Annotated in this window: 13 protein-coding genes; 3 read left to right on the top strand and 10 right to left on the bottom strand. The window is 40.9% G+C overall.

Annotation, left to right across the window (positions count from 1 at the left end; translation table 11 throughout):
- From NC99_RS16135 to NC99_RS16125, 3 genes are all read left to right on the top strand, one after another.
- Window positions 1-331: response regulator (locus NC99_RS16135; RefSeq protein ID WP_162231242.1), on the top strand; the 331-nt coding region annotated here is incomplete at its 5' end.
- A gap of 309 nt (window positions 332-640) precedes the next feature.
- A complete protein-coding gene (locus tag NC99_RS16130) occupies window positions 641-1,036 on the top strand; it encodes a plasmid mobilization protein (RefSeq protein ID WP_053185991.1) in 396 nt (131 codons plus the stop codon).
- Window positions 1,037-1,048: 12 nt separating this feature from the next.
- The gene (locus NC99_RS16125) at window positions 1,049-2,002 is read left to right on the top strand and encodes a relaxase/mobilization nuclease domain-containing protein (RefSeq protein ID WP_053185989.1); all 954 of its coding nucleotides are present in this window, start codon (window positions 1,049-1,051) and stop codon (window positions 2,000-2,002) included.
- Between the two features lie 67 nt (window positions 2,003-2,069).
- On the opposite strand, the gene NC99_RS16120 is transcribed toward NC99_RS16125, so the two are convergent.
- From NC99_RS16120 to NC99_RS16080, 10 genes are read right to left on the bottom strand one after another with little or no spacing between them, the layout of a single operon-like run.
- Entirely contained in the window at window positions 2,070-2,630 is a 561-nt protein-coding gene (locus tag NC99_RS16120) for a hypothetical protein (RefSeq protein WP_053185986.1), read from the bottom strand.
- 1 nt (window position 2,631) lies between these two features.
- Window positions 2,632-3,927 (bottom strand): DUF3387 domain-containing protein, encoded by a 1,296-nt coding sequence (locus NC99_RS22380; protein WP_204375032.1) that lies wholly within the window; start codon window positions 3,925-3,927, stop codon window positions 2,632-2,634.
- A gap of 9 nt (window positions 3,928-3,936) precedes the next feature.
- Window positions 3,937-5,826: a type I restriction endonuclease subunit R gene (locus NC99_RS22375; RefSeq protein WP_204375031.1), complete on the bottom strand. Its 1,890-nt coding sequence runs from the start codon at window positions 5,824-5,826 to the stop codon at window positions 3,937-3,939.
- The gene (locus NC99_RS16110) at window positions 5,823-7,220 is read right to left on the bottom strand and encodes an RNA-binding domain-containing protein (protein WP_053185982.1); all 1,398 of its coding nucleotides are present in this window, start codon (window positions 7,218-7,220) and stop codon (window positions 5,823-5,825) included. The genes NC99_RS22375 and NC99_RS16110 overlap by 4 nt, the downstream gene beginning before the upstream one ends.
- 37 nt (window positions 7,221-7,257) lie before the next feature.
- Complete coding sequence (locus NC99_RS16105; protein ID WP_053185979.1) at window positions 7,258-7,608, bottom strand: hypothetical protein; 351 nt, start codon at window positions 7,606-7,608, stop codon at window positions 7,258-7,260.
- Between the two features lie 54 nt (window positions 7,609-7,662).
- A complete protein-coding gene (locus NC99_RS16100) occupies window positions 7,663-9,213 on the bottom strand; it encodes an ATP-binding protein (RefSeq protein ID WP_053185976.1) in 1,551 nt (516 codons plus the stop codon).
- Window positions 9,214-9,218: 5 nt separating this feature from the next.
- Window positions 9,219-11,192 carry an ATP-binding protein gene (locus NC99_RS16095; RefSeq protein WP_053185973.1) on the bottom strand — a complete coding sequence of 658 codons (1,974 nt, stop codon included), beginning with the start codon at window positions 11,190-11,192 and terminating at the stop codon, window positions 9,219-9,221.
- The gene (locus NC99_RS21680; protein ID WP_082326529.1) at window positions 11,173-12,339 is read right to left on the bottom strand and encodes a restriction endonuclease subunit S; all 1,167 of its coding nucleotides are present in this window, start codon (window positions 12,337-12,339) and stop codon (window positions 11,173-11,175) included. The genes NC99_RS16095 and NC99_RS21680 overlap by 20 nt, the downstream gene beginning before the upstream one ends.
- Window positions 12,323-14,281, bottom strand: a complete 1,959-nt coding sequence (locus NC99_RS16085) for an RNA-binding domain-containing protein (protein WP_053185969.1) — start codon at window positions 14,279-14,281, stop codon at window positions 12,323-12,325. The genes NC99_RS21680 and NC99_RS16085 overlap by 17 nt, the downstream gene beginning before the upstream one ends.
- A complete protein-coding gene (locus tag NC99_RS16080) occupies window positions 14,278-15,849 on the bottom strand; it encodes a type I restriction-modification system subunit M (RefSeq protein WP_053185966.1) in 1,572 nt (523 codons plus the stop codon). The genes NC99_RS16085 and NC99_RS16080 overlap by 4 nt, the downstream gene beginning before the upstream one ends.
- Window positions 15,850-15,925: the final 76 nt, after the last annotated feature.

Below are 15,925 nucleotides of genomic sequence, written 5' to 3'. Positions count from 1 at the left end.
TTTGAAAATTTATTTTCAGGGCATCCAGGTGAAGCTGCGTCATGCCGCGAATGGCTTGGAGGCGGTGGCCCAAGTGCAGGCGGAAAAACCAGATATTATTTTGATGGACCTGATCATGCCCGAAATGGATGGGTTTGAAGCAACCATAGCCATCAAAACGCAACATCCAGCGATTCCTGTGCTGGCTCTCACTGCCCATTCTTTTCCACGTGAGAGGCACCAGGCTTACAAGGCAGGCTGTGATGAAATCATCACCAAGCCCATTCGCAAAGACATCCTGTTTTTAATTCTAAAACGGCACCTGTCTGTTGTTAACGCGGTATCGAAATAGCTACTTGACCACTTGACGGTTTTCGCTCACTAAATCTTTGGAGATCTTTTTAATCAATTTTCCTCATTGCTTCCGTTATTTTCTTTGTGTCTGTTAGTAATGTCAATTGACTCATATTGAATTAATTTGCTGTTTTCTTTCTGGAGCTCAACAGCTAGTTTTGAAGAAGTAATCTTAGATCAAAGAGGGGGTTGCAAGATGTGTTTTTGTTCCACAAAAACCTTGTGCCTCCCGGCAGGGCTTTCAGCATGAAAAATGGAAGATCCCCCTCTTTTTTGAAACCTTGAATCAGCTAGAAAACAACAAGCCATGAGGCCAAAAACACCGGATCATGAAAAGTTAGATGAGGGCGTTCGCGTCCGGTTGACAGCCTTGGAAAAGCGCTTGTTGCTGAAGCGTTGTAAAAAGGAGGGCTACCTGAATTTGAGTGATTTTTGCAGGGCCAAACTGGTCAAAAGGCGGGAAATCAAAAAAGTGGAAGCTTCCAAAGAATTTGTTTTGTTGGTACGCAAACTCGATTACGAGCTAAACAAAATCGGCGTGAATCTTAACCAGGTATCTAAACGGATTAACTCCAATCATATCTACCACCTGACTGCCGCAGACCGGGAGATTTTCAGGCAGATCTTAAGGGAGCTTCGAAACTGTTTCTCGGTCCTGCAGCACTACCTGGATAAAATTGAAGATGGACCTTCGCAAACTTAAAAATGTACACAGATGGTAATTGTCATTCACCAGTCCAGTGATACCCGAAATGCCTTTCAATACAATGAGAAGAAAATCAAGGAGGGCGTGGCCAGCTATTTTCATAGTGCCAATACCCTGTCGGTTAATCCGTTTATGTATGATCAAGGGCACCGGTGGAAGATTCTTCACGACATTGAAAAGCAAAACCCACGGGTGAAAAAGAAGTGCTTGCATATCTCCGTGAATCCGTCCGGTTCTGATCTGTTGAAACTGGACGATAGAACCGTCCGGCAGGAAGTTGACCGAATGATGGAACACATGGGATACGGTAGCCAGCCTTATTTTGTCTATAAGCATCAGGATTTGGAGCGGGTGCATTTTCATGTTGTCTCTACGCGGATTGATAAAATGACCGGCAAAAAGATCCGCGATGGCTACGAAAAGGACAAAATGCAAAAGTTTGTCAAAGAGCTGGAGCAAAAATACCAGCTCAAGCAAGAGATTCCGGCACAACTCAGGAACCTGAAATTTACCGCATCCAGCGGACATCTGAAGCGAAACCTGGAAAGCCTGTTTAAGGAGCTTAACCGAATAGATATCATCACTTCCAAAGAACTATATGACCAGGCATTGGGACTATTTCAGGTGGAGATTCGAAAAGCGGGGAGGGGGCATATGGTTTTTGTGACCGATGAGAATGGAGCGGTAATCCGGCATCCGATGAAATTGTCGGACTTTGAAGAGCGGCCGAGGTTTTATCTTTCAAGGCAAGAATTGTTGTCTCAGGAACAGAACAAGAAGGATTTACCAAATACGCTTTCAAAACAAAATCATGAAGGAATTGCCATTGGGACACTAAAATCATTAATCATCAAAGAAATGATTTGGCAAATGCAGGCTCAGTTGAATGGGCCTTTGGAGAAGCGCAAAAAGTTCAGACTCAAGGAGCAGTCAAAAAAACGTAAAAAAGGGCGACGTTTATGATTAGAGTTCAAATAGATGATTTTTAAGACTGAAGCTCCACGGTATACATTTCAAGAGAATTTGATCATCATATTGTTCTTCTTAAAAGTTCCCGTAATCGCTTGGTATAATCTGCTTGGTGTGATAACCGATAGGCGGTGTGGCGGTACAAAGGAATTAATGGTCTCTCAAGTTTGTTTGTCTGTGGAGCAAGGGGAATTAAGTCTGGATTTTCATAGAACTCCCTGGCCTTATGTTTAGGCTGATCATCGTTTAGGATGGCCTTAGTCAGTAATTCAGAGGTCAAAAACACTGGAAGATGACGATGCCTGTCAATCTGGTCAAACTCCAATTTCCGCGCTGAGATGTAGCCGGCTGCAATTTTCAGCCACGCTTTGTTTTTGGTGCTTTCAGTGTTCAAATAATCGGTTATCAGGTTTTGGACGTAAATATCGTCCAGTGACAACCCAACTTGAGCGAGATTTGACAGGATTCCTGCAAAATACCGTTTGTCTTTTCCAATGTCAAATACATATTCAAACTCCAGGCGGTTTCCATTTTTGTCGAACCCTGTTGGATCGCAGCCTAAAACAAAGGCTTTGATCTGGTCTTTGTTAGAGCAAAATGGTTTTGGAGTTAGTGTTTCCATCTCAACCAATTTTTTGGTATTTCTTAAAATTCTCCGCCTGCTCAAAAATCTCTTTATAAACTTCGTCACGATCGACAGGCGGGTAGTCATTTTCAGCTAACAAGATGATCAGGTCAGCTTTTAATTCGGCTTTGATGTCGTCGCGCCTATCCCAATCTGTATATTTGGCTTTGTCGTCCACTACTGTCTTTACCTCCCTTGAAAGCTGAATGAGTTTTTCTTCCGGATAGTTGAAATCGTATTTGCGTGCCAAAGCTTTCAAAATATCATAAAAGGCCTTTTCTTCAAAGTCAATTCCCATTTCGTTAAAGGATTCTTTTTCTTTTTTCAGGGCATGATACAGATCGATGATTTCATCGGTAAAGTCTTCCAGAACTTCACTTCGCAGGATATCCGCTTCGTTGCGTTCGTTGTATTTGGTCACCAATGCGTTCATTTGTTTTGAAAAGTCAATCCCCTTTATTTTGTTGACCTTTTTGAAATCGTCGATGGCTTTGGCTAGCAGTTGTTGAAGGAGTTTTATTTTGGTATTGGGCAATTTTATCTTTTCAATTTTCGCCAAATAATCATCGTCAAAAATATTTACCTCATTTTGGTTTTCCTTCCCCATTTTGAATATTTCTTCTACGCCATCGCTTTGCAATGCCTGCTTGATCATTTCCCGGACTTTGGCGTTCATTTGCGCAATATCGGGTACATCGCCTTTGGTCAGTTTAAAAACAATGGAGCGGACAGCTAGATAAAAGTGAATGCGATCGCGGTGGTCAGGTCCAAACGCTTCGTTCCCGGAACAAATGTCATACGCTGCCTTCAAACGTTTGGTTAGGGACATGAACCGTTTTTCCAACTCCTGCGTAAGCTGCACAAATTCAGCGGCCATGTTCAGTGTTTCGAGTTGTTCCAGTGGAGAGCCACTAAAGTAGGGTGTTGAGTTAAACTTGTGGAAGATTCTTCCCAATAAATCCAGATGGTCTTTTACCACAACGATTGATTGTTCGATATCTTCAAAATTGTTACTATCCGCTTTGTTGTATTGGGCCAGAGCCTTGTTCATCTGTTTTTTTATGCCAATGTAGTCAACGACCAACCCCTTTTCTTTGTTTTCTATTTTTCGGTTGACACGCGAAATGGTTTGGATCAGGTTGTGCCGTTGAACTGGCTTGTCAATGTACATGGTATCTAAGGCAGGGATATCAAAACCAGTTAACCACATGTCAACCACAAGTGCAATTTTAAAATTCGATTTCTCATTTTTGAACTGTCGGTCCAGCTCTTTACGATAGTCTTTGGTCCCCAATAATTCATACTATTCTTTCTCGTCATCTTTTCCCCGTGTCATGACCATCTTGATGCGTGCCATGGGCTTGATTTCCTTCTTTTCTTTTTCAGATAGGTTGGCACCCTCTTCGCAAGCTTTTATGTCCGTCCATTCGGGTTTTATGGCGATGATTTGCTTGTACAAGTCCCAGGCAATCGGTCGACTGCTGCAAACAAACATCGCTTTGCCTTTTACTGTTGCAGCCTCAGATACGCGTTTTTCATAGTGCCTGACAAAATCTTCGGCAACGGCTTTAATGCGATCCGGATCACCAATGATTACATTCATATTTGCCGTGGCCTTTTTGCTTTCTTCAATCTGGTATTCGTTGGATCCTTCTTCCGCACACTTCCTATAGTATTTTTCAATTTCCTGTAGCTTGCTGTTGTCCAGTAAGACCTTCGCTGCACGCCCTTCATAAACAATCGGAACAGTAATACCATCTTTTACTGATTCGGTCATGGTGTAGGAATCAACAATCTCTCCGAACACTTCCAGGGTTGCATCGATCGGGGTTCCGGTGAAACCGACATAAGTGGCATTGGGAAGCGAATCGTGAAGGTATTTCGCAAATCCGTAGGTTTTTGTCACTCCCTCCGAAGTGATGGTTACTTTCTGATCAAGGTTTGTCTGGCTTCGGTGGGCCTCGTCGGAGATACAGATGATATTGGCCCGTTCGCTTAGCAGTTCAGTATCTTCGGTAAACTTATGGATGGTTGTAAGGAAAACCCCTCCGCTGTTTCTGTCTTGCAATAATTCGCGCAGGTGTTTCCGGCTTTTGACACTGATTACGGTTTCATCACCAATGTAATTTTTGGCTTTAACAAAGTAATCCTGTGCTAGTTGATCATCTAGGTCTGTGCGGTCGGTAATAAGAATGATGGTAGGGCTTGAAAAATCAACGCTTTTCATGAGCAAGCGTGTTAAAAAAAGCATCGTAAAACTTTTACCGCAGCCGGTAGCTCCAAAATAAGTTCCCCCTTTGCCGTCGCCGTCGGGGCGTTGATGTGCTTTAATATGGCTGAAGAGTTTCCGTGCCGCGTAATACTGCGGATAGCGACAAACAATCTTTTCATCTTTCTTCGAGCTGTCGGGAAAATAGACGAAATGATGGATGATGTCGCGCAAACGGTTCCGGTTGAACATTCCCTGAATCAATGAGTACATGGAAGAAATTCCATTTACATCCATTTCATTGCCCGTAATTTTTCGCCAGCTATAGAAAAACTCGTACGGTGCAAAGAAAGAGCCGACTTTGTTATTCACCCCATCGCTGATGACACAAAACGCATTGTATTTAAATAGTTCCGGAATATCGCGTTTATAGCGGACGGTCAGTTGTATGTAGGCATTGTGAATGGTCGTGTCTTCGCGTATGGCACTTTTAAACTCAAACACCACCAGCGGCAAACCATTGATGTAAATGATTAAATCGGGAATGCGTTTTTCATAACCGTGGATCTCCAGTTGATTCACGATATTGTAGCGGTTGTTATCGGCTTCGGAATAATCAATAAGCTGAATGTAGAGGTCTTTTTTGCTGCGATCGTCACGTTTGAGCAGGAACCCATCGCTCACCATCTTCAGGATGGCCTTGTTACTTTCATAAAGATCGGAAGCAGGCAGTTTTTCCAACTCCAGGATGATCGTGTTCACCTCAGCCTCCGTAATCCCGTCTTCGGAATATTGCGCCATTAAAAAGGCTTTTAAATCAGATTTGATCAGCACTTCATCACCGGCAACCTGGTAGCTTACCTGAGGTTCACGGGCCGTATTCGTTCCTGTTTCTTTTTTTGCTGCTCCGGGAGAATAGTCCATTTCTTCTTTTCGAAGAAGATCGATAAAGGCTTGTTCTAATTGGGCTTCGGTAAACTTCATAGATTAGTTTTCAGTATTTTCCAATATCCTTTGTAAGTCCCCACTCGTTTAATGATCTTTTGAGAAATTAATGAATTTAAATGCTTTTGAATGGCAGATTCGGCAATACCGAGTTTATAAGATATTTGCTTTCTCGTTATGTGCGGATTACGATGAATTAGATCAAAAATTTCTTGTTGTCGTTCTGTTAAACGCTGAATTTGACCACCTGTTTGACCACCTGTTTGACCACCTGTTTGACCACCTATTGACCCACCTATTGACCCACCTGTTTGACCACCTGTTTGACCACCATCTTGACCACCATTTTCCTCACCTTCAATTTCTGCGATGGGAAATGACATCCGTAAGAAGTTATCAGAAAAATGAAAGCATGACTCGTCGTAACTTTCCAAAATCCGTGGAACGCCTGATCCAAGATGTTCGACCAATTCCAGATCTTTAAAAATTCGCATGATTTCCTGGTTGCGAGGAACCGAGAAACCTGCAAAAAATTCCTCATGGCTCAAATCCTCGGGCAGGCCTCCCGCTGAAGTAATTTCTATCCGGTCTGAAAAGATTTCAAACTTGGGAGGTATTTCACGGGTGAAATCGGTGTGTACAATCGAATTGATGATGGCTTCACGCAATGCCACCGGATTCCACAAGCGGGTGTCAATTCTTTTTTTCGATGTGATGTGGCTTGCGGTACGATTCTCCAATTCTATTTTGTCCAGAACCCTGTTTGTTGCTTTGATGAGCGAACAGTAACCATATTCATTATTCTCAACTAAGTCAACCCGATTTTTTCCTTTATACTTGGCTACCTTGATGGATACAGCATTTTCGTCGGCCATTAAATAGCCAACATAGTTGTACTGTTTGTCCTCCGTACGTAAACCGAGATTTGCAGAAAACTGCTGATTTAAGGTTTTGCCAGACTCCTGGTAGTAAATTTTGAGTTGTTCAAACTTTAGATCCTGGCGGGGCGACCGGATTCTGCCCAAAGAATGCCTGGTACGTTTGGCAAACAGCTTTTCAATCAGTTTGGCGGGCATCGGTTCTGAGGCGCTTCCCGTACGAATAAAAGTGCCTTTCTCCGACATGCCATACTTTCGCAGGTGATAGGGTTTTTCAGGACCACTGGCCACCATAATCTTTATGACATCCTTCTCGTTTCGCTCTTCCAGGATAATATCAAACAAGCCCAGACAGGAAGGAAGGATGTTATTTTTCAACCGATCTTTGATCTTGAGTTGCAGGCCATCAGCATCTGAAACGCCAACCACATTGCCGGCTTTATCAATACCGAAATAAAGTAAACCCCCTTCCGGATAGTTCAAAAAGGCCACGACTTCTTTTTCCAGATCGTCAGTCAGTTGTTGTTTGTATTCTATACGGTTCGATTCTGTCATTCGGGTTGAGTCATTTTACGGATTAAATTTATGAATTTTAATATTCATCTTTCATAATCGGGCCCTTTGCCATATCTACCACCACTGACTGAATGGAATAATCAAACCAGCGTTCAAACAGTTCCCATGTTAAGGGTTTCGGCCAAAGCTTGTCATCGGTACACCAATCGAACAACTCCGTTTCAAAGTACAATTCCATGTTTTTACGCAGGTAATTTAATGCATCATCCGGGTGGTCGGTTTCCGGGATCAGGTACACATTGCCGTGGTCGTGTTTTCCCAAGCTTTCCATGGTAACCGGAGCTTCCGGGTAAATATAATTCACCCAATCCAGTAAGGGCTGTTTCGGTATAATAATCAGTGCATCGCGGTTAATGGTGTTGAGCATGGTAGGTGATTTTATGGTAGGTTCATTATTGGCGGTTTATGTGACTAATCTGGCTCACTCGACAACAGCAATCAATTGTTCATCTTTAATGAACTGCCTCATATCTCGAATCGAATTTCCTAATTGTTCTTCTGTAAAGCGAACATTATTAACATTCTCAGGATGATGAATCTGATGTCTTATATAATCCGTCAAAATTATTTGCTCCACTCTTGTATTTCCACCACGGAGAACTTTGGTGTAAGCCATAGTTTGTTTACCATTTCTGAATTCATTTATGCATCCTTCATTTTCGATGAACCCATACAACTCGTTATGATATTCTTCCGTTATTTCGTTAAAAGCAGAAAAATTGACCTCGTTCAATGAGGGGTATGGTAATTGCCCCGGTTCAACAGAAACAACGGTTTTAGTTTCGCCATCTTTCAATACCATTTTGAGATGATTGAAATTCAACTCTTTTACTATGACCGGACTATGGGTAGTCAGAATAATTTGCGTATTTGCTGCTTCAGAAAGTCTTATCAATGCTTTTGTCAGTTGTTTTTGATGTTGCGAATGTTGCGAGGTTTCAGGCTCTTCAATTGCATATACAATACTCGGTATATTGTGTTCAGTTCGTCGTCGTTCCGCTTCAGCTCTGAAGAAATTTAGTAAAATCAGTCTTTTAACTCCACTACCTCGTTTGTTAATAGGAATGTTCTCATCCCCAGTTATGGAAACATTCTTAAAAACATCTTTCCACTTTAAACTATCAGGAGATGGAATTACGGGTGTTAAACTATCCGCAATCTCCGGATTCATTTCCCTAATTTTTGCCAATGTAATTTCAGCCACCTTATTGAGTTTCTGAGTAACAATTTCGGCTACGCCATCCAAGGTTGTTTGAAGTTCTGGGTTTTTCAAAATCTGAGATACCGCAAACTGCATGGGTTCCTGAACTTCGCTGTCTCCGTCACTGTTCTTCCTGTCTGATTGAAACAAGCTATATAAGGGTAAATGGATTTTCAATTTCTCCCAGATGTCTTTTGTTTCTCCTTTAGTGACATCAATTTCTCTTTCCTCACATTGCAATTCACCATGAAAATGATACCATATTGCCGACCTCATTACAGCATTTCTCGTTTGATTTTCACAGTCAATGCCTTGTTCTTTGATGATTTTTCTTAAATCGGCTTGTTTTTTCTGCAATAAGTCAGCGCATATTTCATGTGTGGGATGATTGGCCTTCACAAAAACCTTGGCAGAACCACTTCCGTTTGGATATGTTTTAACAACTTCTAATCGTCCATCCGAATTAAGAAGATACTCTGACACTAATGAAGTTTCGTTTGTTGCATCAAGGACAAGCCTCTCCGGTAGCTCATCAAAAATGACACTGATAATAATCTCGTTTTCGGCATTTGCTAATGCAACTTTGTTAACATCCTCTTTATCAATTTTGACTACACCTTTGTTTTCATTGAAAAAAATATCGAGAGCCTCCAGAATAGTCGATTTACCAACATCGTTTTTGCCCACAAATACATTCAAATTTTGAATCGGAATGATGGTTTCACCTCTGTATCCTCTAAAATTTTTGATTTTGATTTGGTTTAATTTCATAAAGTTCAATTCTCTATAGTTGGTGATGTTTCAATTATCTCTTTGAGCGTGTTGTTTTTTGAAAGCGTATTTCTTTCAATTTTCAGTTTATCCAGCAGATACTTCAAACGTCTATCAACTTCGTTGATAATCTCACTCCACTTTTTTAGATAAAGGCTGTAGTTTCCCCCAGTAATTACAAGGCCGGTTTCGGTATTTTGAATTCTCCGCCTGAGAACATCGTCGTAATCTTGACCAATAAGGAAAAAAGTCCATTCTTCGTTCGCATCATTAAAACAATCCTGCTTCAAAATTACGTCCATATATTCCTCCAATTGAGTCATTTGCTTTGATTTCAGTTGTTTTATAGTTGATGGATTTTTTATTTCAATTACAATATTATGGGGCTTTCCGTCCCGAAAATCTGTTCCTGCTAAAAACAAATCCATTTCTTTGTATTTATCGGGATGCTCAATGAAATGCTTTTTGTCAACGCCTCTTAGTATATATGTGTATTTTCGAAGTGCTTCCTCAAATTTCACTTCTTCAGCACAAACCATTCGATATTCTTCTCCAAAAATCCAGTAATGTTTTTCGATAAATTTTTGCAAATGATCTCTCTCATTAGCCTTCAATTCATGGTTGAAAACGACTTTCTTTAGATTATCGAGGATGATTAGGCGGTCGTGAATGTGGCTTATAGTTGAAATAACTTGTTTTAAGCGAGTTGTTTTCAGGAGTTTGCTGAATTCCTTTCTGTCCTTCGAATCGAGTTCTACAACTGCATCAATGATTTTAAACAAACTTTCACTCTCAGAGCTATCCATCACAAGATTCAGTAGTTCAAGAAAAATTCGTTTCTGTTCTTTGTTGAGTTTCATGAAAACCGCTGGTTCAACTTCATAGATTTCCTTGACAAGTTTCTTCAGCCCTTGCTTCCGAGTTTTATCCCACTCATTTTTTCCAAATTTTGGGAAGACTTTTTCTTCTTCATATTTGTCGACCAATTTTTCTGCCTGAACTCTTAAAAAAGGGCGTCTTTTTTTCTTCAAATATTCGTCTAGTTGGGATATCAACTCCTTAAATATCCGCCGTTCCTCGCCTGTGTCAAACAGCTTCAAATTTATATCTTCCTCTTCTTCATCGTTATTAACATTGTTGAAAAAGTCACTTACAATTATCAAGCTATGCCAAAAATTATCCCCTTTCTTATTTAAAGATGTCGTTTTTGTATTTTTCAATTCGAGGTCTTCATTTACAAAGTAAAATCTTGAATATTCGTCATTTAATTTACTTGACCATCGAATATACTTACATTCAAATTTCACACTGCCCATATTTTGTTGCAGGGCAATCGGATAATTATCGACTTCTTCAATAATGGAGGAGTAATCGAGTTCCTCACCGTTTATTAAGAGTTTATGTTCCTCCCTTAATTCAAGGAACCATGCAAATTCAGCTTTTAAATATGGCTTTAACATGTCCTCAATAAATGCACTAGATATTTCAGAATGAATTTCCGTGAACACTACTGTTGTTCCCGGTATACCTGTTGTTATGACTGGTTGAGTCGGATTGTATTCTCTTAGATTGTCACTATTGATATCAATCCGGTAAAAGGCAAGTTCACTGGTATCTTTCCTGTAAGCAGTTTCCCATCTCGCAAACCTGGCAAACTTATGAAATGTAAACCTTCCGTATCCATTTTTGCCTCTTGTTAAGTCACTATTATTTGAACTGAGGCTTGTTTTGTTTGATTCGTAAAATTTTCTAAATCTTTCACCTAAATCCTCATAAACTATGCCTTCGCCATTGTCAGTGATGCGAATTGATTTGTAAGTGTCAAATTCCGGTGAATCAATCTCAAATTCAACATTTATTACTGTTGCTTTGGCATCAAAGCCATTCCAGATATATTCAGCGACAGCTCTTTGTGAGGAATATTTTTGTAACACCTTCTTTATTCCTGAGCTAGTAATTTCAACAGACTGGGTACTCATATATTTTGTTTCCTTTGGTTGCAAGTTTCGAAAGCACTAGGAAGTTTAAGCTTTCAAGCTTTGTATTTTCTCTTTCTACAATAACGGTATGTTTGAATATTTTTACAACTTCTCTTTCGAACCGTACTATATTATCAGCAGGAACAACAAGCACCCTTAAGCCATTCAATAATCCTTGTGTTATTAGTGGTTGCCCAGTGCCTTCACTGCGTTCATTTAAGTTTAAATCCCTTAACAAGTAATAACAGAACATATTGGCGTCATTCCTAGATTTCGCAGATATTGCATTGTCACTTATCCAACATTTATCTAGTTCTCTGTACAAGCTTCCACAATACGCACCAACTCTACCAATTGCAAGAACATTTTCATTATTATAATCATTGACGTATCCTAAAACGCCGTTACCACCATATACAGGATAATCACCCACATTATTGGGCTTGGATTTGCCATTTTTAAACTCAATTAATGTTTCTAAGTTATCAACTTTCCATCCCTCTGGAATCTCCCTATCCAGTTCTTCATTCCAAACCATTTTCCCGCCGGTACTTTTGTACAGGTTTCCATTTTCATCGGGAAATTCAAAATCTACAAACCACTGCTTATAAATAGCCTGTGCGGTTTCTTCCAGTTTTTGGATGAGTTGGTTGTTTAGGGCAATACGGTTTTTTATGGTGTTGTATTCGGCAACAATTTCGCGTTGTTTTTCAGGAGAAGGTATCGGCAGCATGGTGTTGGATAATTCTTCCCATCCAAAAACTTCTCTTGCACTACCATGACTCATAAAGCGAGCGTAGCGATCAAACTCCGGTCGTCGGAACCACATCATTAAGTATTCTGGATTTAGCTCATTGGTATCAATAATTTCAAAAGCAGTGTATGCATGGGAAATAATGGCCTCATCGTAGTCATCCAGTAATGCAATTGAAATTTTGTCTCCATTACGTGAGGTTACCGGTCCATAGGCAAATTGATTTCTTTCCAGGATCTTATATGAGCGCATATCGGTACCAACAATATTAGCAATAGAAGGCATGAATACCTTTTTGATACTGACACCTAAAAGAAGTTCGACTTTTAAATCCGTATTGCGGACATTCACTTCTCGTATGTAATTTCCAAGCGGCTTATAATCCCTTTGCATGCTCTTCGTTGGTTTTGTACCCTTGATCGGGGTGGTTGTGGGTATACGGAAAGCGTTTAACGAGTTTACCGCTCTTGAGTAAATCCGGTAAGATGCGGTTTCTGATATAATTCTCAGATTTACCCAATTGCTTGGCCAACTCTTCTTTTTTCACATATTCATCCTTGCATAAACGCAGTATAATGCGTTCTAATTCTTCTCTCTTGATATTTTTACCATGGAAGCTGTGCATTTCATTCTCAGAGGTTGCAACCTTTTCTGTTTTGGAGGTTGCAACCTTTTTTTCAGAGGTTGCAACCTTTGTGCTGGTTAAGTTTTGATTTTCAGCTCTTTCATCAGAGGTTGCAACCTTTCCGGAGGTGTCAACCTTTTGGTCGGGGGTTGCAACCTTTTGGTTTGAGGTGTCAACCTTCGATTTAACTTTATAAGTCGTCCAACGACCGTTATTGTCTGATTCCAGATAGTCCTCGGCACAAAGTTTCTTTAACAAATTGGTTATGTCGGTACTATGCATATTCAGCACATATTGCAATCGCTGGTTCGAAATTGAGCCTTCAATCTGGCAAAAGGATAGTGCTGTCAACTCATCGGGCGAAAGATGGCTAACGTCATCAAAAACAGCATTCAATTCATTGAGAACAGCTTCGGGGATGACACTGAACATGGGCAGCGTTAACTTTACCCTGTCTGGTTGTTGTTCTATTTCCAAAAATGGGCGTCTCCAGTGTGATTCCTGCCAGCCGGACATAATTTTATCCACGCCGCTTCCGGCTTTTTCAGCTCGACCGATCAACATAAACATTTGTTGCAAAGCCGGATTCCTGCATTCGCTAATTCCACCAGAATAATATTGATGGATGGAAACCAAAAGCGTTCCAGGGTTGGAGAATACAAATTTCTCGGTATCCAGTTCGATCACAATATTTCCACTTAGCGCGTAGTCGGTATGCACCAAGGCATTTACAAACGCTTCGCGTAAAGCGATATGTGTTGGCATTTCATCAACCCGCTCGTCTTTGTTCAACTGAAATGGTTTGGGCAGGGTGGAGGATAATTTAGGCCATACTTTCAGGTAGAACTGCAATAAATTGTTTTCCCAGGTTCCATCCGGACAGATCCGGTCGGTCCACCGAATTTTAGTGTCAGTAGAAAGTCGCTCTCTGAAATCTGGAAAAAAATCGGGCAATGCCTCTTGTTCTTTTATACTGTCAGCTTTTCCAAACATGAGCAAGCCCGCCAAGGTAATCCCTTCCTTTCTTGTTTTTCTCTCGACCCGATATGCACCAATTTTTTTGAAAAATTCCAAATCGTCCAGTACATGCCACGGGTGACTGGGTTTGGACGAAACAAACAGCTGTCGGAATTGCTTTACACTTGTCGGGTCAAAATCGTTGGTTGTAAAATTTTCCAATATGAGGCTGTCCCTTTTTAATTCCGCACCGGAATCAGCCAGCATCCTTTTTACCTCCTCATCCGTACATCGATAATCGCCTTCATGGTTTCTTTTATAGGTGTTTCTAAAAGGATTACGTGTTAAAAAAACCGGACGTTCAGTTCGGGAAGCGAAGGGAATTCTGAAAACGAGCAAATTCTTATCCTTTATTCCGATTACCTTTACGTCGTCGTTGCCTAATAAATTACGACTTATCGTATTGGGATTGTTGCAGTCATCCCAAAACTGTTTTTTGTATTTTTCGATCTGTTCGTCAGTTAATCCTTCAATGATTAATACTCCCTTTTTATCCTTTACCCCTAATACGATGATTCCCGTATTAGTATTAGCAAAGGCAGAATAGGTTTTCCATAGCTCCTTAGGAAATCCATCTTTGCCGGACTTGTATTCAATTTCGAAATATTCTTTCGGGAGAAATTCTTTATTTAACAGCGAATAGATTGAATGCTCGTCGTCGATCTCAAAAAGGCTCAACTGCTTATTATTCATGGTAAATCAATTTTGTAACCCAATTCATCAAATACTTTTAGCAGATCTGCTTTTGACTGTTCTTCGGCCTTTAGCAGTTCGGAGAATTCTGATCGCAGAGCTCGCATTTTTTCATCGAAGTCGATGTTTTCGTCCCGATTCACAAACTCAATGTATTTACTGGGTACCAGCGAGAAGTCTTTCTTTTCAATTTCTTCAATGCTTGCAGAATAACAATACTCGGGAACGTTCTCATAGGCTTGATCATCCTGCTGCCACGTATGGTAAGTGGCTGCAATTTTTTCGATGTCGCCGACAGAAAATTGGGTAAACTTTTTTTCAAATGGTTCGCCCATTTGTCGTAAATCCAGAAACAGGATTTCCTTTGCACGGTTTCGAAAGAGCCGGGTTTCGTCGCCTATCTGTCTGGTTTGCTCTTTCTTGTTTTTGTTCAAAATCCAAACGGTCACACTGATGTCTGTGGTGTAAAACATACTGCGAGGCAATATGAGGATCGCTTCGACCAAATCATTCTCAATCAGTTTGCGCCGAATTTTGTATTCTTCGCCACCGCCACTTAGCGCTCCGTTAGCCAGAATAAAGCCGGCGATACCATTCTCTGACAGTTTAGCCACCATATTGAGAATCCAACCATAGTTGGCATTGCTGGCCGGCGGCACTTCATAACCATTCCAGCGCGGATCATCGATCAACTCGTCTTTCGCACGCCAGTCCTTTTGGTTAAAAGGCGGGTTGGCCATAATAAAATCAGCTTTCAAATCAGGATGCTGATCGCGTCCAAACGTATCGGCCGGCACATCACCCAGGTTTGCAGATATTCCGCGAATAGCCAGGTTCATTTTCGCCAGCTTATAGGTGGTAGCGGTGTATTCCTGTCCGTAAATAGAAATTTCGCGTTTGTTCCCATGGTGGCTTTCAATAAACTTTACCGACTGCACAAACATACCTCCCGAACCACATGCGGGGTCGTAAATAATGCCTTTGTAGGGTTCAATCATTTCAGCTATCAGGTTGACAATGCTTTTGGGCGTGTAGAATTCGCCTTTTCCTTTTCCTTCGGCCAAAGCGAATTTGCTCAAAAAATATTCGTACACACGTCCCACCACATCCTGTTGCTTATCCTGCAAGGTGTCGATGTTGTTTATGGTGTCCAGCAGCGCAGCCAGTTTACTCACATCCATGTTTAGGCGCGAGAAATAATTATCGGGCAAAGCTCCATTTAAGGTGGGATTATTCTTTTCGATGGAATGCAAAGCGGTGTCAATTTTCAGGGCGATGTCGTTTTGCTTCGAGTTTTTGATAATATGCGACCAGCGGCATTCCTCCGGCAAATAGAAGACATTCTTCATGTTGTAGAATTCCTTCATGTCGATATACTTGTCTTTTCCTTCTTCCAGGAGTTCCTTCCGGCGTTCTTCAAATTTGTCGCTTACAAATTTCAGGAAGATGAGCCCCAGTACCACATGTTTGTACTCGGATGACTCAACTGTTCCACGTAATTTATTCGCCGAATCCCAAAGGGTTTCTTCCATGCTCTTTTGCTTGCCGTTTCCGTTCTTTTTGGCCATGCTTTCTTTATTCTTATTTCAATTATTATATTCTTCCTTTAAACCATGATGCCCTGTGTAGGAAATTACAGAAATC

The sequence above is a fragment of the Sunxiuqinia dokdonensis genome (assembly GCF_001270965.1).
In the GTDB taxonomy this organism is placed as follows: Bacteria; Bacteroidota; Bacteroidia; order Bacteroidales; family Prolixibacteraceae; genus Sunxiuqinia; species Sunxiuqinia dokdonensis.
The sequence above is the reverse complement of the archived record's forward strand: the minus strand, read 5'-3'. Positions and strand labels throughout refer to the sequence as shown.

Bases quoted from the DNA above. Each gene is read 5' to 3' on its own strand.
- NC99_RS22375 (WP_204375031.1), bottom strand. From the start codon at position 5,826: ATGAAGTTTACCGAAGCCCAATTAGAACAAGCCTTTATCGATCTTCTT.
- NC99_RS21680 (WP_082326529.1), bottom strand. From the start codon at position 12,339: ATGCAAAGGGATTATAAGCCGCTTGGAAATTACATACGAGAAGTGAAT.
- NC99_RS16130 (WP_053185991.1), top strand. From the start codon at position 641: ATGAGGCCAAAAACACCGGATCATGAAAAGTTAGATGAGGGCGTTCGC.
- NC99_RS16120 (WP_053185986.1), bottom strand. From the start codon at position 2,630: ATGGAAACACTAACTCCAAAACCATTTTGCTCTAACAAAGACCAGATC.
- NC99_RS16110 (WP_053185982.1), bottom strand. From the start codon at position 7,220: ATGACAGAATCGAACCGTATAGAATACAAACAACAACTGACTGACGAT.
- NC99_RS16125 (WP_053185989.1), top strand. From the start codon at position 1,049: ATGGTAATTGTCATTCACCAGTCCAGTGATACCCGAAATGCCTTTCAA.
- NC99_RS16105 (WP_053185979.1), bottom strand. From the start codon at position 7,608: ATGCTCAACACCATTAACCGCGATGCACTGATTATTATACCGAAACAG.
- NC99_RS16100 (WP_053185976.1), bottom strand. From the start codon at position 9,213: ATGAAATTAAACCAAATCAAAATCAAAAATTTTAGAGGATACAGAGGT.
- NC99_RS16085 (WP_053185969.1), bottom strand. From the start codon at position 14,281: ATGAATAATAAGCAGTTGAGCCTTTTTGAGATCGACGACGAGCATTCA.
- NC99_RS16080 (WP_053185966.1), bottom strand. From the start codon at position 15,849: ATGGCCAAAAAGAACGGAAACGGCAAGCAAAAGAGCATGGAAGAAACC.
- NC99_RS16095 (WP_053185973.1), bottom strand. From the start codon at position 11,192: ATGAGTACCCAGTCTGTTGAAATTACTAGCTCAGGAATAAAGAAGGTG.